We start from the raw sequence: 20131 nt of genomic DNA on the forward strand, positions 1-20131 counted from the left end.
GCCTCAGTCCGCCTGCAACTGCCCAAGCAGCGCCTTGGCGGCTGACTGCTCCGCCTGCCGCTTGGACCCGGCGGTTGCCTCGGCGCTCTCGCCGCTCTTTAACTGGGCCGAAATGGTAAACACCGGCGCGTGATCCGGCCCCTTGCGGGCCAGCTCGACATAGTTGGGCGGCGGCAGGCCGCGCGCCTGCGCCCATTCCTGAAGCGCTGTCTTGGCATCGCGCGCATCTTTTTTGACCGCACCGATCCGCGCGCCCCAGAGCCGGAGCACAACGCCGCGCGCCGCCTCGAACCCTGCATCGAGATAGACGGCAGCGATCACCGCCTCCATCGCGTCACCCAAGAGCGCCTCTTTGCGCCGCCCGCCCGAGAGCATCTCGGAGCGCCCCAGCTTGAGCACGGCCCCGAGATCAATCTCACGCGCCACCTCGGCACAGGCCTCTTTGCGCACCAGAGCATTGAACCGTGGTGCAAGCTGGCCTTCGGTCGCCCCGACATCATGCGACAACAGCGCCTCGGCCATCACCAGCCCCAGCACCCTGTCGCCCAGAAATTCCAGCCGTTGATTGTCATCCCGGTTGGCCGTCACCATCGAAGAATGCGTGAGCGCGCGAATGAGCAACTCCGCCTTGGTGAACGCATGCCCAAGCCGCGATTGAAACGCCTTTATCTCAGCCGATAACTTCACTCCAACCTCTTGAAGAAGCGGTCACCGCGCCATGTCCAGAATGCCAGCATCGAACTGCCCCCGGATGAGAAGATAACCCGATTGGCTCGACCGATCAGGTTCTCGAACGGCACAAAACCAACACCGCCAACCGCCTGAGGAAAGCGCGAGTCGGTGGAATTGTCCCGGTTGTCACCCATGAAGAAATAATGCGCCTCGGGCACGGTAAAGACGCCGGTGTTATCGGAGCGTTGATCACCGATATTGATGATCGAATGCGACCGGCCATTCGGCAGGGTCTCGGTCTGGCGCGACTTGATGCAATCGGCCCCTTCCCCCACCACGCCGTTTTCACAACGCGGGCGGATGCCCATCGGCCCTTGCCGCGCGAATTCCTCGACGAAATCACCGGCAGGTTCCAGCCCGACAGCCACGTCGTTGATATGCAACACGCCATCCCGCATCTGGATGCGATCCCCCGGCAGGCCGATCACCCGCTTGATGAAATCGGTGCCGTCGGTAGGCTGACGGAATACGATGATATCACCGCGCTCGGGCTCTGAACCAAAAATGCGGGTGTTGTCGCCGTCAATGAAACCGCAGATATCCTGCGCATCAATATTGAGCCCCGCAAAACGGATCGATGGGCAGGACGCATAGGAATAGCCATAGGCCATTTTGTTGACAAAGAGGAAATCGCCAATCAGCAGCGTGTCCTTCATAGACCCCGACGGAATCCAGAACGGCTGAAAGAAGAGCGTGCGAAACAGCCCCGCGATCACAAGGGCCCAGAACACCGTCTTGACGGTTTCCCAGATAGAGCTTGATGTTTTGCCTTCGGCGGCCATTTGGCGTCCTCCGCTACCTCACCGGCGCTACATGCGGGGCCGGGACGAAGGTGTCAAGCCAGTGGCAAGGGCGCGCAGGTGTTGCGGGCCCAAATTCCTTTGCGCTCTGCGGATAAGACCGGGGCGGTCACCGCCAACGACGACCGCCCCGCGCAATCAGAAGGCCGCCTTCCATTGCTCCGTATCGATAAACCAGCGTTCTTCGGCAATCTTATCGCCTTCGAACCGAAACAGCACCGCAAGACTGCTGCCACCCGGTAGCTTGTCACTGGTCCAGTCCACGATCGACACCACCTCACCCATCTCACCGATCTGCCGGATTGAGGCGATGGCGAAACCAGCCGGCAAAGCCGCACCCAAAGAGTCGAGCGCGTCGCGAAACGCCTGCCGCCCCTTCAGGACATCGCTCTGCCCCGGCATGATGAAAACCATGTCCTCGGTGTAATCCGCGATCAAGACGTCCCAATCCCCGCGTCCAACCGTTGCCCACCCCTGCGCGACAATCTCGGCATGAGTGGTCGTTGTAGTCTTCTCCATGGATTCCATGACCGTTCCCCCCTGTTTTGAACATGATCTCACATTAAGGCCGTGCCGCCCACAACAATTGAACCCCAATTGTTCGCTGGCCTATTGCGGCCCTGGCACGGTTCCGGGTCTTGTGGGCCGGGTTGATGAGGCAATTGAAAATCGACGGATCGCATTCCGCTCAAGAACGCGGTGAAAAGGAAAGAGTTTCGCGATGGCCTGCGCCGGGCGGGTCTTCCGGATTAGCCCGCCTGCACCGGCCGCGCCTCGATCACCACAAAGGCCTGTGCCCAAGGGTGATCATCGGTCAGCGTCACATGAATGATGGCCTCGTGCCCTGCGGGCGTCATCTCGGCCAGACGGTCCGCCGCCCAGCCTGTAACCCGCATCACCGGCTGCCCCGTGGGCAGGTTCGTGACCGCCATATCCTTCCACGCAATGCCCATCCGCAGACCGGTGCCAAGCGCCTTGGAACAGGCCTCTTTCGCCGCCCACCGCTTGGCATAGGTGCCCGCCACGTCGGCGCGACGCTCCGCCTTGGACTGCTCCACCTCGGTAAAGACCCGGTTGCGGAACCTGTCACCAAACCGCTCCAGCGTCCGGGCAATCCGCTCGATATTCGCCAAATCGGTACCAATGCCCAAAATCATCCCTGCCCTCCCAGAGCAAACAGCGGAATACTGACGCCAAACACCCAGACGCGGATGCGGCCACGCGCGGTGCCCGCGCTCATCACCCTTGCCTCATTGCGAGACCGAAGACCGCAGCAGCGATACCCCCGCCGCCCCCAGCGATTGCAGCCCGAGCCACAAGAGATAGACGCCGCCCATAATCTTGAGTCCGGTCAACGCCAAACCCAGCGCAAACCGCATGCCTTTGGTGCGCCCGGTGGCCATGGCCACACTTGCCGCCGCCAGATTGGCCGGACCGGGCGAGGCGGCGATCACCGCAAAGGCAAGCGCGGCAGAGAGAAAGCCCAGCGGCTCAGCCATCGCGCGCCTCATCCATCAGCCGCCGCATTTCGGCAATGGCCGGTTGCAGCCCGCGAAAAATCGCCTCGCCAATGATGAAATGCCCGATGTTAAGCTCCATCACCTCAGGGAATGCCGCGACCGGCTGCACGGTTTCATAGTTCAAACCATGCCCCGCATGCACCTCCAGCCCCAGTGAATGGGCATAGGCCGACATCTCGCGCAGGCTCTCCAGCTCGCGGTCACGGGCCTCAAAATGGCCCTCGGCATGCGCATCGCAATAGGCACCAGTGTGCAATTCGATCACCTCGGCCCCGATCCGGTGCGCGGCGTCGATCTGCCGCTTGTCCGCAGCGATAAAGATCGACACCCGGCAGCCCACCTCGCGCAGCGGTGCGATGTAATGCGCCAGCCGGTTTTCCTCGCGCGCAACCTCCAGCCCGCCCTCGGTGGTGCGCTCCTCGCGCTTTTCCGGCACGATGCAAACCGCATGTGGGCGGTGCCGCAGGGCGATGCGCTGCATTTCCTCGGTCGCCGCCATCTCGAAATTGAGCGGCACCGTCAGCACCTCCATCAGCCCGTCAATGTCCGCGTCCGAGATATGCCGCCGATCCTCGCGCAGATGCGCGGTGATGCCGTCTGCCCCCGCATCTTCCGCCAGCTTGGCCGCGCGAAGCGGATCAGGATAGGCCCCGCCGCGCGCGTTGCGCACTGTGGCCACATGGTCGATATTTATACCAAGACGTAACTTATTTGCTGCCGACATCGGCCTCTCCCGTGATTGCACTGCGACTCATGCGAACCTAGTCCGAATTGCCGCCACCGTCAGCCTCAAGCGCCTGTTTTTCCTTGGCGACCTTCTTTTCCTTCATCGCAGTCCATTTCGCCTTGAGCGCGCCTTTGCGGCGATGCTGATAGGCGGTGATCACCGGCAGGCTGATGTAATAGACCGCAAGTCCGGTCACGATCCCCGGAATGACGCCGCCCACCAGATAGGGAAAGAACACCTCGTCATAGAACACCTTGAGATTATGCCAATCCGCCGAGTGATCCATGAACATCGCGAGAAAGTTATTCTTGAGATCCTCGCCCGCATCCAGAAACTTGCCCCCGAGCGACCGGCTGATCTCGTCTTCGCCCAGCGTGCTGCGACCGAGGATCGCATGGCCCGTCTGAAGCGAAATCACCCCGATCGGCACATAGGTGAGCGGATTACCAAAGAATGTTCCCAAAAGGGCGGCCGGAATATTGCCGCGCAGAATCCACGCCAAGGTGCCGGCGACCACGAAATGCATTCCATAAAACGGCGTAAACGTGGTGAAAACCCCGGCAAAAATACCCCGCGCGATACGGTCGGGGGGATCGGGCAGACGGTGCAGCCGGTGCTTTACATAGGTGAACGCCCGCCCCCAGCCGCCTTTGGGCCAGAAAAAATCGGCAATAACCTTCCACAAGGGGCGTCTGTCACGACGTTTGAATACCACCTGTGCGGCTCCTAGGGTTCATGGCTCAGCCCGCCCCTACACGGGACGGATCACGATAGCGCTCTACTGCGGCGACATCGCTTTCCGCATCAAGCGCCGAGAGCACGCCGTGCAAATGCTCGGCATCGCGCAACTCGACATCAATCAATAGACGATAGAAATCCGGTTTTCGGTCAACGAATGTCAGGTCCGAGATATTGGCCTTCTGCTCGCCGATCAAGGTGCAAATCCGCCCCAACACCCCGGCATCGTTGCCAATGGTGAGGTCAAGTGTCACGTCATAGGCCGCCGGATGCGTGCCGGTGTGCCAATGCAGGTCCATCCAGCGATCCGGCTGTTGATCATATTGCGACAGGGTCTCGCAATCGATGGCATGGATCACAACGCCGCGCCCGCGATAGGTGATCCCGACAATCCGCTCGCCCGGCAGCGGCTGACAACAGCGCGCCCGCTCAAAGCTCTGATCCGCGCCCAGACCGATCACTGCGCGGTCGCGGGCCACCTCGTTACCCGACTCGGGCACCAGATCGGGATAAACCGCGTTCAACACCTGATGCGCGGTCAACTCGGCACTGCCAAGACGCGCGCGCACCTCATCGGCATTCTTCAGGCGCAACGTGCGCGCGGCAGCCTCCAGCGCCTTGTCGGTGGCCTTCTTTCCGACATGTTCAAACGCCGAGCGCGCCAATTCGCGGCCCAGCTTGATATACCGGTCGCGGTCCAACTCGCGCAGCGCGCGGCGAATAGCGGCGCGCGCCTTGCCAGTGGTGGCGATATCCAGCCATGTTGCCTGCGGTGTCTGCCCGTCGGCGGTAATTACCTCGACCGATTGGCCGTTCTTGACCCGCGTCCAGAGCGGCACACGCATGCCGTCCACCTTGGCCCCGACACAGGCATGTCCGATCCGCGTATGGATGGCATAGGCAAAATCAATCGGCGTCGCCCCGCGCGGCAGCTTGATCACATCGCCCTTGGGGGTAAAGCAAAACACCTGATCGGCATACATCTCCAGCTTGACCGCCTCGAGGAAATCCTCGTGATCTTCCTCGGCGTCGAACTGCTCGCTGACTGATGAAATCCACTTGGCGGGATCAACGGCAAAGGGATTCTCAGAGCGCACCCCATCACGATAGGACCAATGCGCGGCCACGCCGGTTTCGGCCACATCATGCATCGCCTGCGTGCGGATCTGCACCTCTACCCGCTTACCATCACGCCCCGAGACAGTGGTGTGAATGCTGCGATAGCCGTTGGATTTCGGCTGGCTGATGTAATCCTTGAACCGCCCCGGCACGGCGCGCCAGCGTTGATGTATTGATCCGAGCGCGCGGTAACAATCGTTCTCGGAGCGGGTGATCACGCGAAAGCCGTAAATGTCCGACAGCCGCGAAAACCCCATCTCCTTTTCCTGCATCTTGCGCCAGATGGAATAGGGCTTCTTGGCACGGCCAAAGACATCTGCCATGATGCCCGCCTTGTCCAATTCGTGCCGCATGTCGCTGGTGATCCGCTCGACCACATCGCCGGTTTCGCGTTGCAAGGTAATGAACCGGCGGATGATGCTGGCCCGCGCCTCGGGGTTGAGCACCCGAAACGCCAGATCCTCCAACTCCTCGCGCATCCACTGCATACCCATGCGACCAGCCAGCGGCCCGTAAATATCCATGGTCTCGCGCGCTTTTTGCGCCTGCTTGTCCGGGCGCATCGCCTTGATGGTGCGCATATTGTGCAAACGGTCGGCAAGTTTGACCAGAATGACCCGCAGGTCCTTGGACATCGCCATGAACAGCTTGCGAAAATTCTCAGCCTGCTTGGTCTCGGAACTGCTGAGCTGCAGATTCGTCAGCTTGGTGACGCCATCCACCAGATCGGCCACCTCGTGGCCAAACGTGTCAGAGACGATCTGGTAGGACGCCTTGGTGTCCTCGATCGTGTCATGCAACAGTGCTGTGATGATTGTCGCATCATCCAGCCGTTGCTCGGTCAGGATCGCGGCAACGGCGACGGGATGGGTAAAATAGGGCTCGCCGGAATGGCGAAACTGCCCCTCATGCATCGCGCGGCCAAAGTCATAGGCCGCGCGGATCAGCGCCTCATCTGTGCGGGGGTTGTATTGGCGTACCAGCGTGATCAGGTCGTCAACAGCGATCATCAGCTAGTGCCTTGGCTCAGTGGGCAATGCCGGGGCTCAGCCCTGACCCTGTGCTTCCATAAGGGCGCGCAACAGCTTTTCTTCTGACATATCGTCAGTGTCGGGCTTGTCCACATCGCCCCCCATCAACAGGGCCATGGAATCCTCTTCGGGTTCATCCACCTCGATCTGCGTCTGATTCGATTCGATCAAACGCTCGCGCAGCTCATCCGCCGACTGAGTTTCCTCGGCAATCTCGCGCAATGCCACAACCGGGTTCTTGTCGTTGTCACGATCCACCGTCAATGACGATCCGGCCGCAATTTCGCGGGCTCGGTGCGCAGCGAGCATCACCAGATCAAAACGGTTCGGAACCTTATCAACGCAATCTTCTGTGGTAACGCGGGCCATACGACCTCCGGAAGGGTTAGGGGCAGATTTTAAGAAGCCCTGTATTTAGGCTGTCAAGCCGGGATTTACAAGCAGAGAATCAAAGCGCTTTCACCTCATCGCGCGCGGCCTGCGGCAGGTCTTCCAACAGTTGACGAACGGAGCGTCCCAGCACCGGATGCACCCAGTCCGGGGCCACATCCGCAAGCGGAACCAGCACAAAGGCGCGGTCTTGCAGGCGTGGATGGGGCAGGATCAGCCGATCAGGCGCATGGCGCTGCTGCGCCTCGGGCGCCAGCCCGTGCCATGCCTCGAACCCGGCAAGATCCGGCAAGATCTGCGCGCCAATCGCGATCAGGTCCAGATCCAATGTGCGCTGTCCCCACCGCACTGCGCGGCTCCGGCCAAACGCCGCCTCGACCCTGTGCAACAGCGCCAGAACCTCCTCTGCGCTGCCAGCCACCCGCAGCACCGCCGCGGCATTGACGAAATCCGGCCCCGCCCCGGCAGGAAAGGCCGGTGTGCGAAAATATCGACTCACCGCCGTAATTTCGGCACCTTCACGGCGCAACTGCACAAGCGCATCCGACAGGGTTTTTTCGGGTCCCCCCCCATCAAACGGCGAGTTTCCACCCATTGCGATCAAGCATTGTTGAACTAAAGTCATCAGGCTCCTATCCTCTCCCGACGTAACATGCACTTGCATGAATACTTCGAAAGCCGTAATTCATTCCGACCATTGTCCTGCCTCCATCACTCACACCACTCACACCACTCACACCACTCCCAGGCTTGACATGACCATTCGAAAGGACATTTAAGATGTTTTACAAGGACGAGCGTTTAGCCTTGTTCATAGACGGCTCAAACCTTTATGCCGCTGGCAAGGCACTTGGTTTTGACATCGACTACAAACTGTTGCGATCCGAGTTCATGCGTCGTGGCAAATTGCTGCGCGCCTTTTACTATACAGCCCTGCTAGAGAATGACGAGTATTCGCCAATCCGGCCTTTGGTCGATTGGCTGCATTACAACGGCTATTCCATGGTTACCAAACCGGCCAAGGAATATACTGACAGCCAAGGCCGCCGCAAGGTCAAAGGCAATATGGATATCGAACTGACGGTCGACGCGATGGAACTCGCGCCGCGCGTCGATCATATTGTACTGTTTTCCGGCGACGGCGATTTCCGCCCTCTGGTCGAGAGCCTGCAACGTCAGGGCGTGCGCGTATCGGTCGTCTCGACCATTCGCAGCCAGCCGCCGATGATCTCCGACGAATTGCGCCGTCAGGCGGACAATTTCATCGAATTGTCGGATCTCAAGGACGTCATCGGGCGCCCCCCGCGTGAGGGTCAGAGCGACCGCCAAGAGGCCTATGCCGAACAGTAATGTTCTCATCCTGAACTGGCCCGGCAACAACGCCCGGATCTGCCGCACATGAGCGTGACAGATCCGGGTGTTTTGTTGCAACTGGCCGGGTTGTTCGCGGCAGCCTTTGGTGCGGCCACCATCCTGCCGTTTCAATCCGAAGTGGTTTTTGTCGGGCTGCAATTGGCGGGCACCGCCACGCTCACGTGGCTGATCCTTGTGGCCAGCATCGGCAACACGCTGGGCGCGGTGGTCAATTACGCGATGGGACGCGGCATCGAACGCTTTCGGCATCGCCGCTGGTTCCCCGCCAATGCCGCCCAAATAGCCCGCGCCCAAGGCTGGTATGCCCGCTGGGGCGTCTGGACCCTGCTGCTCAGCTGGGCCCCTTTGGGCGATGCTTTCACCGTGATCGCAGGGGTGATGCGCACGCCGGTCTGGCTGTTTGTGGTGCTGGTCACGATTGCCAAGACCGGGCGCTACATCGTGCTGGCCTGGATCACAACGCAGGCTGCGGGCTGAATCCTGGGGCATATTGCTCGAAAGCAAAGAGCGATTTTGAGCAACACGCCCTAGCCACCGGCTTCGGCATTGATCCGGTCATGCAACTGGATCACCCGCGCAGGCCATGTCGACTTGATATAGGCCAGCACCTCGCGCATCTCTGCTTCGGTTAAAACCCCGGCATAGCCCGGCATCCGGCTCTCATAACCCTGCCCGACGACCGCCGCTGTTCCGCGCCGCACGATATCGAGCAAAATCCGGTCGGGGTGATGCCAGGTATGACCGCTCTCATCATGCGGCGGCGCAGGCAGATACCCGTCGGCATCACGCGTCTGCCAGTCGGCCTCGCCCTGCAACGCCGCGCCGTGGCAGGCCGCACAGGTTCTGGCATAGATCTGCGCCCCGCGCGCCACCGCGTCGCCATCTCGGTAGGGCAATGGCCCCACAGCCCCTGCCATCGTCATCCCGGCCCACTGGCCCGCCAAGAAGATCACCATACCGATGCATTTCCGTCTCATGTCGATCCTTTCCCGATTTCGGCCTCTCTGATGCCTTCCCCCACAGGAAGGTCAAGCGACATATCCGGCAAATTTCCAACGCTCCCTTTACCTGCCGCCTCCCCTGCCTTACCTCTACCCCAAGCAGGAGACCCGCGATGACCAAGCCCCCCCTCACCCTCTATCTCGCTGCCCCGCGCGGCTTTTGCGCCGGTGTGGACCGCGCCATCAAGATCGTGGAACTGGCGCTCGCGAAATGGGGGGCGCCGGTCTATGTGCGCCATGAGATCGTGCATAACAAATATGTGGTGGACGATCTGCGCGCCAAGGGGGCTGTGTTCGTCGAAGACCTCGATGACTGTCCCACCGACCGACCGGTGATCTTTTCTGCCCATGGCGTGCCCAAGTCGGTCCCGGCAGAGGCGGCTGCCCGCCAGATGCTCTATGTCGATGCCACCTGCCCGCTGGTCAGCAAGGTGCATATCGAGGCCGAACGCCACTTTGAGGCCGGCCTCCAGATCGTGATGATCGGCCACGCGGGTCATCCCGAAACCGTCGGCACCATGGGGCAATTGCCGACAGGCGAGGTGCTCTTGGTCGAAACCCCCGCCGATGTGGCCACGCTCGACGTGCGCGACGCGGCCCGGCTTGCATTTGTCACCCAAACCACTCTCTCGGTCGATGACACCGCCGAGGTGGTCGCAGCCCTCCAGACCCGCTTTCCCGCCATTGTCGGCCCGCACAAGGAAGACATCTGTTACGCCACCACCAACCGCCAGGAGGCGGTCAAGGCCATGGCCGCCCATGCCGAGGCGATGTTGGTCGTGGGCGCACCCAATTCGTCGAATTCCAAACGTCTGGTCGAGGTCGGCGCACGCGCGGGCTGCGCCTATGCGCAGCTTGTGCAGCGCGCGACCGATATCGACTGGCGCGCGCTTGCGGGCATCTCCTCTATCGGCATCACCGCCGGGGCCTCTGCCCCCGAAGTGCTGGTGAACGAGGTGATCGACGCCTTCCGCGCGCGCTATGACGTGACGGTAGAGGTGATCGAGACCGCACAGGAAAACGTCGAATTCAAAGTGCCAAGGGTGCTGCGGGAACCGGCCTGAACCGCGCCGGGGCGCGCTCATTCCAGACTGCGTGAAATTCAGCATCTGTGCGATACTGCGCCGTCAACGGGGGAAGGACTGGCACGATGACATCAACCGGGCAGGATTATTTCGGCACCCAAGAGCAGATATCCGTTTTGCGGCGCGGTCGCGCGCTTTTTGATCTCATCGATACCGATCCGCAAATGACCTATTATGGCCGGACCGTCGGGTTGGCCGATCCCGACGGGCAATCCATGAACCGGCTGGTGTCGCTGATTAGCCTGCAAGGCAACGGTTCGATCGTTACCGTCGAGAATGGCGATATCAGCCATTGGCAAGCCGAGGCCCAACGCCGCGGCCTCACGACAACCCACTACGCCCGCTAGCGTGGTGCCCAAGACGCGACCCGTACCGCCCGCGCCGTGCTTGATCGCCATCCGTTGCCACAGGATCTCACTGTCGTGCGCCTCGGCCCGGACGCCCCGGCCGGGACCATGGCGCAACTCGCGGGCGTCGCCCTGTCCTGCGGTGTTCTTCCACCCTCGGGGGCGGTCCTGCGCGGAATTCGCAAGCCCGGCCTTGGCCTTGTGGCTCTCGACCAGAGCGGCAAGGGTGTCGCCTGTGCCGGAGCGGCCAGCTATCTGCACCCCGATCATCCGCTTGGGCGGCGGCAATGCTGGTGGGGGATGCTGGCCACCCTGCCCGAACGGCGCGGCGAACGCCTTGCCCTGATCCTTGGCGCCATGGCCCTGATCGAGATGCAGGACCGCTATGGCTTTGACGAGGTCTTTACCGGCGTCACACCGGGGAATGCCGCCTCCGAGGCGGTCTGCGCCCGCCTTGACCTGCGCGCTGAAACCACCAGCGTGTTGGCCTTTTCCGATCCCCGCCAACTGCCCGGCGGGCGCCTGACAAAATAGCCCTTCGCGCACAACGCGCTCATTGTGATCGCCGCCTTTCGCACCCGCTATGAACTGAGGCCATTGAACAGGTCGAAACCGCGCAGGAAACCATCCCATTCAAGGCGCCCAGCGGGCGGCGTCAGGCGCGTTGACCCTCACTCGGTGTCGCGCAACCACGCAGGCCGCAACACCACAATGGTAGGCCGGTCCGGCAGGGTGCGGAGCGACACTTCGATCTCGCTCACACCGGGGCGCGCAATGGCAAACTCCCCCTCCATCGCCGCCAGAAATCGCTCCAGCGTGCCATCACCAAACCAATGCATCGGCAGCACGATCGAGGCTTTGACCCGCCTGAGCACGTTTATCATGTTTTCAATGCTCATGGTGAATCCGCCATCGACCGGCGCCATCACCACATCCATCCGCCCGAGTGCCGCATATTGATCGTCCGACGGCTCGTGATGCAGATGGCCCAGATGCGCGATGCACAGACCCTCGGCCTCGAACACGAAAATCGAATTGCCCTTGGTCTCCACCCCGTCCCCTGACCGAATGTCAGTCGCAACATTGCGAACCAGCAAACTGCCCAGATCAAGGTGATGTGCGACCCCCTCGCCAAACGGCCCCCACCCCGGCAAGACATGCGCAATCGCCGGGTCAGGATAGGCGGTCCAATGCGTGTCATGCGCATGATTCATGGTGACCACATCGGGGATCAGATCAGCACTGCCAATAAACCCGGTGAAATCCGTGATCGCGTTATAGCCCCCCGCCTGAATGAGAAACGAGGCATGCGCGATGTAACGCAACCGCACGGTATTGGCAGGCAAGGGGCTACGAAAACTGGCGGGGTGCAGGTATTGTATCCCCGGGGCTGCATCGGCCAGCGCGATGCAATGGCTCGGACGGCGGTCCTGCGCCATGGCGGGTGCGGCCAGCATCAAGACAAAGACGATTAGTCGGATCATCGGCAGCCCTCCTTTCGTTGAAAGGAACATAGCACGGTTTGGCGCGGCGTCAGGGTCTTGGGGGCAAGACGAGGTCGCAGCAGCATCGAAGCCGCTGAAAAATAAGTCGCTCCTAGCCTAGATCTGACCTTGGCCCCACGCGCCTGCGCGCAGGATCAGGGCGCGCGGCGACCCGCCAACATCACCCGACATCCGTCCGCCCGCGCCGGTCCGCCCGCAGCGAAGCATAAAGAACATGCGTCCGCCAGCGCCCATTGATCTGCAAATAGCTCTGGGCGACCCCTTCGTATTTAAAGCCGCACTTTTCCAACAACCCGCGCGAGGCATGGTTTTCCGGTAGACAGGCGGCCTCGATCCGGCTCAGGTCCAGCCGGTCAAAGGCGTGATGCACCACCCCGGCAATCGCCTCTTGCATATAGCCCTGCCGCGCATGGGACTGCCCGATCCAATAGCCCAGCGTGCCCGCCTGCGCTGGCCCGCGCCGGATATTGTCCAGCGTGATCGCGCCCAACAGCACCTGATCCTCACGCCGGACAAGAAAGAGGGGCATCGCACTGCCGCTGGTAATCGACCGCTGTGCCCACCAGACCCGGTTGGAAAACCCCTTGCGCGCCAAATGATCCGCCGCCCAGAGCGGCTCCCACGGTGTCAGGAAATCCGCGCTCCCTGCTCTCAGACTGCTCCAGTCGCGAAAATCACCGATGACCGGCTGCCGCAGGGTCAGACGCTCTGTCTCGATCCTGAGCTTACGGCGCGGCAAGAGCATCATCAGGCCGCACGCCGTGCATCAAGGGCGGCCAGCGTCGGCGCCTGCTCGACCGGGCCGTAAAGCGCCAGCGCGGCAGGCGCACGCGCCACCGTGCTCTCGGCCAGCCGCCGCACATCCTCCAGCGTCACCGCATCAATCCGCGCCACCACTTCCGGCAGATCTGGCACCCGGCCCCAGATTTGCAGCATCCGCGCCAGGCGTTCGGCGCGATTGCTCGGGCTCTCCAGCCCCATCAGCAACCCGGCCTTCATCTGCGCCCGCGCCCGCTCGATCTCGGCGGCGCTCATGTCTTCGGCCGCGCGCTTCATCTCGTCGATGGTGATCTCCGCCAGATCGCCCAGCTGTTCCGCCGAAGTGCCGGCATAGATCGTCATCATCCCGGTGTCCGAATAGGCCCCGGCCTGCGCATAGATCGAATAACACAAGCCCCGCCGTTCGCGGATCTCCTGAAACAACCGCGATGACATCGACCCGCCAAGGGCCGAGGCATAAATCTGTGCGGTATAGATATCGGGATGCGCATAATCCGGGCTTTCAAAGGCCAGCGCGAAATGCGCCTGCTCCAGATCCTTGACATGCCGTGTCTCGCCCCCCGCAAACCGCGCAAGAGGCGGCTCGATCGCATTGCTTGGGATCATGTCGCCAAACATGCCCTCAGCCATACGCACCAGCGCATCATGATTCACCGCCCCCGCCGCCGACAGAACCATCTGACCGGGCCGGTAATGCTGATCGACGAACCGCTCCAGATCAGGGCGGGCAAAGCCGCGCACGCGCTCTTCAGCGCCCAGAATGGTGCGCCCCAAGGGGTGATCCGGATAGGCCTTTTCCTGCAACCAGTCGAAAATGATATCGTCGGGCGTATCCGCCGCCTGCCCGATCTCTTGCAGGATCACGCCGCGCTCGACCTCAATCTCGCGCGGATCGAACACCGGGTTGCGCAGGATATCCGCCACCACATCAAGCGCGAGCGGCACATCCTGCTTGAGAACGCGGACATAATAGGCCGTGACCTCGCGGCTGGTATAGGCGTTGATATAGCCGCCCACATCCTCAATCGCCTCGGCGATCTGCAGGGCCGAGCGCCGCTTGGTCCCCTTAAAGGCCATATGTTCCAGAAAATGTGCAATGCCGTTCTGGCTCGCCTCTTCATGGCGCGCTCCGGCCAAAACCCAGACGCCGATGGCCGCCGATTGCAGCCCCGGCATATGCTCGGAAACGATACGAAATCCGTTGGGCAGGGTGGTCAGTTGGACACTCAATGGGCAATCCGTTCCTTGATCAAAGTTTCGATGGCAGCGAGGTCATTGGCAACCCGCGTCACGCGCTCATCCCGCTCACACAGGTCCGCCATACGGGCGGGCAAGGGGGGGTGAATGGCGCTTGCCTCCTCAACCGCCGCCGGAAATTTCGCGGGGTGCGCCGTGGCCAGCGTGATCATCGGCACACCAGCGCTGCGATGGGCCTCCGCCACATGCACGCCCACGGCGCCATGCGGACAGAGCAGCTCACCACTCGCGGCCCATGTGTCACGGATCGCAGCACGGGTCTGATCCTCGTCACAGCGACCACTGTCAAACGTCTCGCGCAGCGCCTCCAGCGCCCCTTGGCTCACCGTGAACCCGCCCGCCTTCAACTCGGCCATCACCTGCGCCACAGCGCCACCATCCTGCCCATAGGCATAAAAGAGCGCCCGCTCAAAGTTTGAGGACACCTGAATATCCATGGACGGGCTGATCGACGGGGCCACGCCATCAGGGCGGTATGCGCCCGTGCTCAGACAGCGATGCAGAATGTCATTCTGATTGGTCGCCACCACCAGCCGGTCAATCGGCAGCCCCATCCGCTTGGCGATATAGCCCGCGAACACGTCACCGAAATTGCCCGTGGGCACGGTGAAACTCACCTTGCGGTCGGGCGCACCAAGGCTGACAGCAGAGGTAAAATAATACACCACCTGCGCCAGAACCCGCGCCCAGTTGATGCTGTTGACCCCGGCCAGCCGCACGCCGTCACGGAACTCGAAATCGTTGAACATATCCTTGACGCGCGCCTGCGCATCATCGAAATGCCCGTCGATGGCCAGCGCATGCACATTGCTCTCGACCGGCGTCGTCATCTGCCGGCGCTGCACCTCGCTGACGCGGCCATGCGGATAAAGGATGAACACATCCACCGCATCAAGGCCCCGAAACGCCTCGATCGCCGCCGACCCGGTATCGCCGGAGGTCGCCCCCACAATGCTCACCCGATTGCCCGAGCGTTTGAGCGAAAACTCGAACATCTGCCCAATGAGCTGCATGGCGAAATCCTTGAACGCCAGCGTCGGGCCGTGGAACAGTTCCAGCAGGAAATGCCCCGGTGCCAACTGCTTCAAAGGCGCCCGCGCCGCATGGCCAAACCCGGCATAGGCCCGCGCGATGATGCCGCGAAACTCCTCGTCGGTGAACGCATCACCGATAAAGGGCCGCATCACCCGAAACGCGGCCTCCTCATAGCTCACCCCTTCCAGCGCGCGGATGTCCGCATGGCTCATCACCGGAATGCTTTCGGGCAGATAAAGCCCGCCATCGCGCGCCAACCCTGTCAGCATCGCCTCTTCAAAACTGAGCGTGGGGGCCTGCCCCCGTGTCGAGATATATTTCACGTCTTGCCTTTCTCTGTCTGTCGCATGCGCCAGATGAAAACCCCGGTCATCGCGGCCCATATCGCGGCCAGCGAAAACCATGTGATCGCGTAACTCAGGTGATCGTTCGGAATCCCGCTCGTGTCGACCGGCAAGGGCGACACGCCCGCCTCCGGCACCGACAGCGTGCGCGCCACCACCAGCACCGGTTCGGTGCCCAGTACTTCGGCCATCTGCGCGATATCGCGGGCAAACCACATATTGCCCGCCACATCGTTCTCGGGCGTGGAACTCAGCCGATCATCAGGCCAGTGCAGATTGCCCAGCACTGTCACCATCCCCTCGGGCGGGGCCGGAATAGTCGCGCTCACCTTGACAAAGCCACGATCCAGCAGCACCCGGCGCCCGTCGGTGTCGAGCGCGGAAATCACCCGGTATCCCGGACCCACCTGCTTTTGACTGACCAGCACCCGCAGCGCCGCGTCGCCGATCCGCCCAGTCACTTCAACCGGCAGATAGCGATCCGCGTGCCGGTCCATCTCGCCCGGCAGTTGCACCGGCGGCGCACTGATATGCGCCGCGATATCAGCGAGCACACCCTCTTTCCACGCCAGCCGCTCGACCTGCCATTTACCCAAGCCAAGGAGTACCGCCACACCGGCGATGCCAAAGATCAGGGGGATCAGAACGCTTTTCCGCATGTTTCACTCTCAAAAGGAAAATGCGGGGAAAGGAAACCCCCCGCATCTTCTTCTTGGTTCAAATACTCGGGCGCGCCGCGCCGATTTTTCTAAGAAAAATCTCAGCTGCCCCAGATGTAGACGGCGGCAAACAGGAACAGCCAGACCACATCCACAAAGTGCCAGTACCAGGCAGCGGCCTCAAAGCCCACATGCTGCTCAGGCGTGAAATGCCCCTTCATCACCCGAAGCAGGCAGACAAAGAGGAAAATCGTGCCGATCACCACATGCGCGCCGTGGAACCCGGTCGCCATAAAGAAGTTGGCGCCATAGATATTCCCGGAGAAGCCAAAGGCGGCGTGGCTGTATTCGTAGGCCTGAAACACGGTAAAGATCGCGCCCAGAGCAATCGCGATGATCAGCCCGCTCTTCACGTCTTTGCGGTTGTTCTCATGCACCAGCGCATGGTGCGCCCAAGTGGCGGCACAGCCAGAACAGAGCAGGATCAGCGTGTTGATCAGCGGCAGGTGCCAGGGGTCAAAGGTCTCGATCCCGACAGGCGGCCAGACGCCATCGACCATCGGAGAGTTTTCGCCCATCGGGTACATGGCATGCTTGAAAAAGCTCCAGAACCATGCGGCAAAGAACATCACCTCGGACATGATGAACATGATAAAGCCGTAGCGCAGGCCGATCCGCACGACGGGCGTGTGATCGCCGGTCTGTCCCTCATTCACCACATCGGCCCACCAGCCGAACATGACGTAGAGGACACCGACAACACCTGCCAGAAGCATCCAAGGCCCATGGTCATGGAAAAACAGGACCGCCCCGAAGAGCATGACGAACCCCGCCAGCGCGCCCAACAGCGGCCAGATGGAGGGGGGCAGAATGTGGTAATCGTGGTTCTTTTCGTGTGCCATCTTTGTCTTATCCCTCGTCGAAGGCTCAGTTCAGTTTTTTGTCGTTTTTGCTGTCCTGCTCAAGTGCAGCATGCGTCTCGGGCAGGTCAATCTCGTAGAACGTATAGGACAGCGTGATCGTGTGAACATACTGCCCCTCACGGTCGCTGACAATCTCGGGGTCGACGTAAAAGGTTACGGGCATCTGCACCCGTTCCCCCGGCTGTAGCACCTGCTGCTCGAAACAGAAACAGTCGATCTTGGTGAAAAAGCCGCCCGCCTCGTAAGGCGTCACATTATAGCTGGCCGATCCGGCCACCACACGGTCGGTGGGGTTGTAGGCCTCATAAAACGCCAGGCCGGTCTCGCCGATGCGCAGCTCCATCTGGCGCTGCATCGGTTTGAACTCCCACGGCATGCTGCGCTCTTTACTGGCGTCGAACCGGATTTTGACGGTCTGATCCAGCACATCTTCGCTCGCCACCTCAGAAACGCCCGTCGCGCCGCCAAAGCCGGTGACACGGCAGAACCAGTCATAAAACGGCACCGACGCCCAAGCGAGCCCGCCCATCAAAACAACCACGCCAACAGTCTGGGTCACGGTCTTGGTTTTCGGGTCGAGCGCCATCAGTTCGCCCCCTGTTCGATCTTGGGCACGGCAAAGGAGTCATTGGACACCTTGGCAATCGTCATCCCAAACACAAGGGCTACAAACCCTGCCAGCACCAGCCCAAGACCCAGATTGCGGCCAAACCGGCGCTTGTGCAGCTCATGCTCCTCGCGAAAGCTCATGCCCAACCTCCCAGACCCAGACCGCTCAGCGCCGCCTCGGTCAGAATCGCGGTGAAATGCGCGAAGAGATACCAGAGCGACAGGCGGAACGCCCGCCTTTCAACCCGGTAGTTGTCGGCCTCGGCCTGATCCTCGTCCCGCCGCCAGATCGCAATCGCATCGCGCAGGAAAAGCGCGTTGAACACCACCGCAACGGCCAGATAGACCGGTCCGCCGATGCCGGTAAAGGCCGCACCAATCGCCAGCGCCGCCAAGAGTATCGTGTAGACAAGGATATGCACCCGTGTCGCACGGCGGCCATGCGTCACGGTCAGCATCGGCACGCCCGCTTTATCGTAATCGCCCCGCATGAACAGCGCCAGCGCCCAGAAATGCGGCGGCGTCCACATGAAAATGAGCGCGAACATCAACACCGATTCAAGGCTGATTGATCCCGTCGCCGCCGCCCAGCCGATCATCGGAGGGAACGCACCCGCAGCGCCGCCAATCACGATATTCTGCGGCGTCCAGCGCTTCAGACCGATGGTGTAGATCACCACATAGAAAAAGATCGTAAACGCCAGAATGCCCGCCGCCAGCGCATTCGTGGCCAGCCACAGCATGACAACCGACATCACCGCCAGCGTGATCCCAAAGGCAAAGGCCTCGTCCCGCGTAACCTTGCCCGCCGGGATAGGCCGCTTCTGCGTCCGCTTCATCAGCGCGTCGATATCGGATTCCCACCACATATTGAGCGCGCCCGCAGCCCCCCCGCCCACGGCGATAAAGAGGATGGCGGCAAAGCCGATCACCGGATGCACACCCACCGGCGCGGCCAAGAGGCCCACCAGCGCCGTGAACACCACCAACGTCATCACCCGCGGCTTGAGCAGGGCAAAGAAATCGCCAAACCCGGCCTCACCCTCTTGGGTGCGGCTCACGGGGCTGGCTGTGTTCAGGCTCGCATCGCTCATCTGGCTCTCCGGTCGGGATGCACAGCGCCTGCACATCCCGGAAATGCTCGGTCGGGTGCGCAGAGACTGCGCACCCCTCTCGTCTTAGTTCGCCAGCGCCACGTCAACGCTGCGCGGCGTGCCGGCATATTCCTCGATCGCGCCGTCCAGCCACTTGGCATATTCCTCTTCGCTCACCACCTTGACGGTGATCGGCATATAGGCATGCGACTGACCGCAAAGCTCGGAACACTGGCCGAAATAGATGCCTTCTTTCTCAGCCTTGAACCAAAGCTGTGCCAGACGGCCCGGCACCGCGTCCTGCTTCACGCCAAACGCGGGAACGGTCCAGCTGTGGATCACATCGGCGCCGGTCACGGTCATGACCACGGTTTTGCCGACCGGAACCACAACAGAGGTATCTGTCGCCAGCAGGAACTCATCCTTGCCGAAACCCGCCTCGGCCAGCTGCGCCTCGACCTCGGGGGTCATGCGATTCTCTCCGCCCGTCGCCGGTGCACCGATCATATAGCTGTCAAAGGCGAAATCATGGTCGGTGTATTCATAGCCCCAATACCACTGATAGCCGGTCACCTTGATATTGATCTCTCCTTCGGGGATCTCCTGCTGCTTGAACAGCACCGGCAGCGAGAACGCGCCGATAAAGACGAGGATCACGATGGGGATGATCGTCCATGCGATTTCCAGCGGCGAATTATGCGTGAAACTCGCTGGTTTTGCATTGGATTTGCGGTTGTAGCGGATCATCACGACCACCAAAAGAGCGCTCACAAACAGCACGATGGAGATGATGATGACATTGATCATCCCGTCCAGCCATTGCAGATCCCGCGCAAGCTCGGTCGCCGCAGGCTGAAAGCCCATCTTGCCCTGTTCGGGCTTACCTATGATTTCAAGCCCCTCTTGAGCCATGGCAGGAAGGGTGAAGAAGGCGGTCATGGCCGCCATAAGGCTGGAAGTTAGTCGCATTTTACACCCTGATCGGTTGAAGCGGTTCATGTCTTTTTGCGAAGGTGGTCCCGCAGAGCGGCGGAATCCCATTGTCTCGGTGTCGTCTAAAA

The 20131-nt window shown here is 61.3% G+C and carries 26 protein-coding genes; 5 read left to right on the forward strand and 21 right to left on the reverse strand.

What is annotated here, in order from left to right:
• Nucleotides 1–3: 3 nt before the first annotated feature.
• From rnc to folK, 10 genes are all read right to left on the reverse strand, one after another.
• On the reverse strand, nucleotides 4–687 hold the full coding sequence (rnc, locus tag ACN0SW_RS06335; protein ID WP_417727070.1) for a ribonuclease III: 684 nt from the start codon (nucleotides 685–687) through the stop codon (nucleotides 4–6).
• A complete protein-coding gene (lepB, locus tag ACN0SW_RS06340) occupies nucleotides 684–1514 on the reverse strand; it encodes a signal peptidase I (RefSeq protein WP_417727071.1) in 831 nt (276 codons plus the stop codon). The genes rnc and lepB overlap by 4 nt, the downstream gene beginning before the upstream one ends.
• 156 nt (nucleotides 1515–1670) lie before the next feature.
• Nucleotides 1671–2051 carry a nuclear transport factor 2 family protein gene (locus ACN0SW_RS06345; RefSeq protein ID WP_417727072.1) on the reverse strand — a complete coding sequence of 127 codons (381 nt, stop codon included), beginning with the start codon at nucleotides 2049–2051 and terminating at the stop codon, nucleotides 1671–1673.
• Between the two features lie 230 nt (nucleotides 2052–2281).
• Complete coding sequence (acpS, locus tag ACN0SW_RS06350) at nucleotides 2282–2689, reverse strand: holo-ACP synthase (protein WP_417727073.1); 408 nt, start codon at nucleotides 2687–2689, stop codon at nucleotides 2282–2284.
• Nucleotides 2690–2782: 93 nt separating this feature from the next.
• Nucleotides 2783–3031, reverse strand: coding sequence for a hypothetical protein (locus ACN0SW_RS06355; protein ID WP_417727074.1), 249 nt, complete (start codon nucleotides 3029–3031; stop codon nucleotides 2783–2785).
• Nucleotides 3024–3776, reverse strand: a complete 753-nt coding sequence (locus ACN0SW_RS06360) for a pyridoxine 5'-phosphate synthase (protein ID WP_417727075.1) — start codon at nucleotides 3774–3776, stop codon at nucleotides 3024–3026. The genes ACN0SW_RS06355 and ACN0SW_RS06360 overlap by 8 nt, the downstream gene beginning before the upstream one ends.
• Nucleotides 3777–3813: 37 nt before the next feature.
• Complete coding sequence (locus tag ACN0SW_RS06365) at nucleotides 3814–4494, reverse strand: DUF2062 domain-containing protein (protein ID WP_417727076.1); 681 nt, start codon at nucleotides 4492–4494, stop codon at nucleotides 3814–3816.
• 25 nt (nucleotides 4495–4519) lie between these two features.
• A complete protein-coding gene (locus ACN0SW_RS06370) occupies nucleotides 4520–6646 on the reverse strand; it encodes a RelA/SpoT family protein (protein ID WP_417727077.1) in 2127 nt (708 codons plus the stop codon).
• A gap of 36 nt (nucleotides 6647–6682) precedes the next feature.
• Nucleotides 6683–7036, reverse strand: coding sequence for a DNA-directed RNA polymerase subunit omega (rpoZ, locus tag ACN0SW_RS06375; RefSeq protein ID WP_417727078.1), 354 nt, complete (start codon nucleotides 7034–7036; stop codon nucleotides 6683–6685).
• Nucleotides 7037–7115: 79 nt separating this feature from the next.
• Nucleotides 7116–7682 carry a 2-amino-4-hydroxy-6-hydroxymethyldihydropteridine diphosphokinase gene (gene folK / locus ACN0SW_RS06380; protein ID WP_417727079.1) on the reverse strand — a complete coding sequence of 189 codons (567 nt, stop codon included), beginning with the start codon at nucleotides 7680–7682 and terminating at the stop codon, nucleotides 7116–7118.
• Between the two features lie 155 nt (nucleotides 7683–7837).
• Here folK and ACN0SW_RS06385 point away from each other — a divergent pair, with 155 nt between their 5' ends.
• Both ACN0SW_RS06385 and ACN0SW_RS06390 read left to right on the forward strand, forming a co-directional pair.
• Complete coding sequence (locus ACN0SW_RS06385) at nucleotides 7838–8407, forward strand: NYN domain-containing protein (protein WP_417727080.1); 570 nt, start codon at nucleotides 7838–7840, stop codon at nucleotides 8405–8407.
• 48 nt (nucleotides 8408–8455) lie between these two features.
• On the forward strand, nucleotides 8456–8908 hold the full coding sequence (locus ACN0SW_RS06390) for a YqaA family protein (protein WP_417727081.1): 453 nt from the start codon (nucleotides 8456–8458) through the stop codon (nucleotides 8906–8908).
• Between the two features lie 50 nt (nucleotides 8909–8958).
• Here ACN0SW_RS06390 and ACN0SW_RS06395 read toward each other — a convergent pair whose 3' ends face one another.
• Nucleotides 8959–9408 carry a c-type cytochrome gene (locus tag ACN0SW_RS06395; RefSeq protein ID WP_417727082.1) on the reverse strand — a complete coding sequence of 150 codons (450 nt, stop codon included), beginning with the start codon at nucleotides 9406–9408 and terminating at the stop codon, nucleotides 8959–8961.
• A 137-nt stretch (nucleotides 9409–9545) separates the two neighbouring features.
• On the opposite strand from ACN0SW_RS06395, the gene ispH reads away from it, so the two are divergent.
• From ispH to ACN0SW_RS06410, 3 genes are all read left to right on the forward strand, one after another.
• A complete protein-coding gene (gene ispH / locus ACN0SW_RS06400) occupies nucleotides 9546–10496 on the forward strand; it encodes a 4-hydroxy-3-methylbut-2-enyl diphosphate reductase (protein WP_417727083.1) in 951 nt (316 codons plus the stop codon).
• A gap of 86 nt (nucleotides 10497–10582) precedes the next feature.
• The gene (locus tag ACN0SW_RS06405) at nucleotides 10583–10864 is read left to right on the forward strand and encodes a hypothetical protein (RefSeq protein WP_417727084.1); all 282 of its coding nucleotides are present in this window, start codon (nucleotides 10583–10585) and stop codon (nucleotides 10862–10864) included.
• A 75-nt stretch (nucleotides 10865–10939) separates the two neighbouring features.
• Nucleotides 10940–11398, forward strand: a complete 459-nt coding sequence (locus ACN0SW_RS06410; RefSeq protein ID WP_417727085.1) for a hypothetical protein — start codon at nucleotides 10940–10942, stop codon at nucleotides 11396–11398.
• Between the two features lie 137 nt (nucleotides 11399–11535).
• Here ACN0SW_RS06410 and ACN0SW_RS06415 read toward each other — a convergent pair whose 3' ends face one another.
• From ACN0SW_RS06415 to coxB, 10 genes are all read right to left on the reverse strand, one after another.
• Nucleotides 11536–12348, reverse strand: coding sequence for an MBL fold metallo-hydrolase (locus tag ACN0SW_RS06415; protein ID WP_417727086.1), 813 nt, complete (start codon nucleotides 12346–12348; stop codon nucleotides 11536–11538).
• Nucleotides 12349–12529: 181 nt separating this feature from the next.
• Entirely contained in the window at nucleotides 12530–13114 is a 585-nt protein-coding gene (locus ACN0SW_RS06420; protein WP_417727200.1) for a GNAT family N-acetyltransferase, read from the reverse strand.
• Nucleotides 13115–13116: 2 nt separating this feature from the next.
• Entirely contained in the window at nucleotides 13117–14379 is a 1263-nt protein-coding gene (locus tag ACN0SW_RS06425; RefSeq protein WP_417727087.1) for a M16 family metallopeptidase, read from the reverse strand.
• Nucleotides 14376–15764, reverse strand: coding sequence for a threonine synthase (gene thrC, locus ACN0SW_RS06430; protein ID WP_417727088.1), 1389 nt, complete (start codon nucleotides 15762–15764; stop codon nucleotides 14376–14378). The genes ACN0SW_RS06425 and thrC overlap by 4 nt, the downstream gene beginning before the upstream one ends.
• Nucleotides 15761–16444, reverse strand: coding sequence for an SURF1 family protein (locus tag ACN0SW_RS06435; RefSeq protein ID WP_417727089.1), 684 nt, complete (start codon nucleotides 16442–16444; stop codon nucleotides 15761–15763). The genes thrC and ACN0SW_RS06435 overlap by 4 nt, the downstream gene beginning before the upstream one ends.
• Nucleotides 16445–16545: 101 nt before the next feature.
• Nucleotides 16546–17346: a cytochrome c oxidase subunit 3 gene (locus tag ACN0SW_RS06440; RefSeq protein ID WP_417727090.1), complete on the reverse strand. Its 801-nt coding sequence runs from the start codon at nucleotides 17344–17346 to the stop codon at nucleotides 16546–16548.
• 25 nt (nucleotides 17347–17371) lie between these two features.
• Nucleotides 17372–17953 (reverse strand): cytochrome c oxidase assembly protein, encoded by a 582-nt coding sequence (locus tag ACN0SW_RS06445; protein ID WP_417727091.1) that lies wholly within the window; start codon nucleotides 17951–17953, stop codon nucleotides 17372–17374.
• Nucleotides 17953–18117 (reverse strand): hypothetical protein, encoded by a 165-nt coding sequence (locus ACN0SW_RS06450; RefSeq protein ID WP_417727092.1) that lies wholly within the window; start codon nucleotides 18115–18117, stop codon nucleotides 17953–17955. The genes ACN0SW_RS06445 and ACN0SW_RS06450 overlap by 1 nt, the downstream gene beginning before the upstream one ends.
• The gene (gene cyoE / locus ACN0SW_RS06455) at nucleotides 18114–19070 is read right to left on the reverse strand and encodes a heme o synthase (RefSeq protein ID WP_417727093.1); all 957 of its coding nucleotides are present in this window, start codon (nucleotides 19068–19070) and stop codon (nucleotides 18114–18116) included. The genes ACN0SW_RS06450 and cyoE overlap by 4 nt, the downstream gene beginning before the upstream one ends.
• A gap of 84 nt (nucleotides 19071–19154) precedes the next feature.
• The gene (gene coxB, locus ACN0SW_RS06460; protein ID WP_417727094.1) at nucleotides 19155–20039 is read right to left on the reverse strand and encodes a cytochrome c oxidase subunit II; all 885 of its coding nucleotides are present in this window, start codon (nucleotides 20037–20039) and stop codon (nucleotides 19155–19157) included.
• Between the last annotated feature and the right edge of the window lie 92 nt (nucleotides 20040–20131).

Source organism: Roseovarius sp. (genome assembly GCF_048262375.1).
Taxonomy (GTDB): Bacteria; Pseudomonadota; Alphaproteobacteria; order Rhodobacterales; family Rhodobacteraceae; genus Roseovarius.

Coding starts and splice junctions, on each gene's coding strand:
- lepB (WP_417727071.1), bottom strand. CDS start 1,514: ATGGCCGCCGAAGGCAAAACATCAAGCTCTATCTGGGAAACCGTCAAG.
- ACN0SW_RS06345 (WP_417727072.1), bottom strand. CDS start 2,051: ATGGAGAAGACTACAACGACCACTCATGCCGAGATTGTCGCGCAGGGG.
- acpS (WP_417727073.1), bottom strand. CDS start 2,689: ATGATTTTGGGCATTGGTACCGATTTGGCGAATATCGAGCGGATTGCC.
- ACN0SW_RS06355 (WP_417727074.1), bottom strand. CDS start 3,031: ATGGCTGAGCCGCTGGGCTTTCTCTCTGCCGCGCTTGCCTTTGCGGTG.
- ACN0SW_RS06360 (WP_417727075.1), bottom strand. CDS start 3,776: ATGTCGGCAGCAAATAAGTTACGTCTTGGTATAAATATCGACCATGTG.
- ACN0SW_RS06370 (WP_417727077.1), bottom strand. CDS start 6,646: ATGATCGCTGTTGACGACCTGATCACGCTGGTACGCCAATACAACCCC.
- rpoZ (WP_417727078.1), bottom strand. CDS start 7,036: ATGGCCCGCGTTACCACAGAAGATTGCGTTGATAAGGTTCCGAACCGT.
- folK (WP_417727079.1), bottom strand. CDS start 7,682: ATGACTTTAGTTCAACAATGCTTGATCGCAATGGGTGGAAACTCGCCG.
- ACN0SW_RS06385 (WP_417727080.1), top strand. CDS start 7,838: ATGTTTTACAAGGACGAGCGTTTAGCCTTGTTCATAGACGGCTCAAAC.
- ACN0SW_RS06390 (WP_417727081.1), top strand. CDS start 8,456: ATGAGCGTGACAGATCCGGGTGTTTTGTTGCAACTGGCCGGGTTGTTC.
- ACN0SW_RS06395 (WP_417727082.1), bottom strand. CDS start 9,408: ATGAGACGGAAATGCATCGGTATGGTGATCTTCTTGGCGGGCCAGTGG.
- ispH (WP_417727083.1), top strand. CDS start 9,546: ATGACCAAGCCCCCCCTCACCCTCTATCTCGCTGCCCCGCGCGGCTTT.
- ACN0SW_RS06405 (WP_417727084.1), top strand. CDS start 10,583: ATGACATCAACCGGGCAGGATTATTTCGGCACCCAAGAGCAGATATCC.
- ACN0SW_RS06415 (WP_417727086.1), bottom strand. CDS start 12,348: ATGATCCGACTAATCGTCTTTGTCTTGATGCTGGCCGCACCCGCCATG.
- ACN0SW_RS06420 (WP_417727200.1), bottom strand. CDS start 13,114: ATGCTCTTGCCGCGCCGTAAGCTCAGGATCGAGACAGAGCGTCTGACC.
- ACN0SW_RS06435 (WP_417727089.1), bottom strand. CDS start 16,444: ATGCGGAAAAGCGTTCTGATCCCCCTGATCTTTGGCATCGCCGGTGTG.
- ACN0SW_RS06440 (WP_417727090.1), bottom strand. CDS start 17,346: ATGGCACACGAAAAGAACCACGATTACCACATTCTGCCCCCCTCCATC.
- ACN0SW_RS06445 (WP_417727091.1), bottom strand. CDS start 17,953: ATGGCGCTCGACCCGAAAACCAAGACCGTGACCCAGACTGTTGGCGTG.
- ACN0SW_RS06450 (WP_417727092.1), bottom strand. CDS start 18,117: ATGAGCTTTCGCGAGGAGCATGAGCTGCACAAGCGCCGGTTTGGCCGC.
- cyoE (WP_417727093.1), bottom strand. CDS start 19,070: ATGAGCGATGCGAGCCTGAACACAGCCAGCCCCGTGAGCCGCACCCAA.
- coxB (WP_417727094.1), bottom strand. CDS start 20,039: ATGCGACTAACTTCCAGCCTTATGGCGGCCATGACCGCCTTCTTCACC.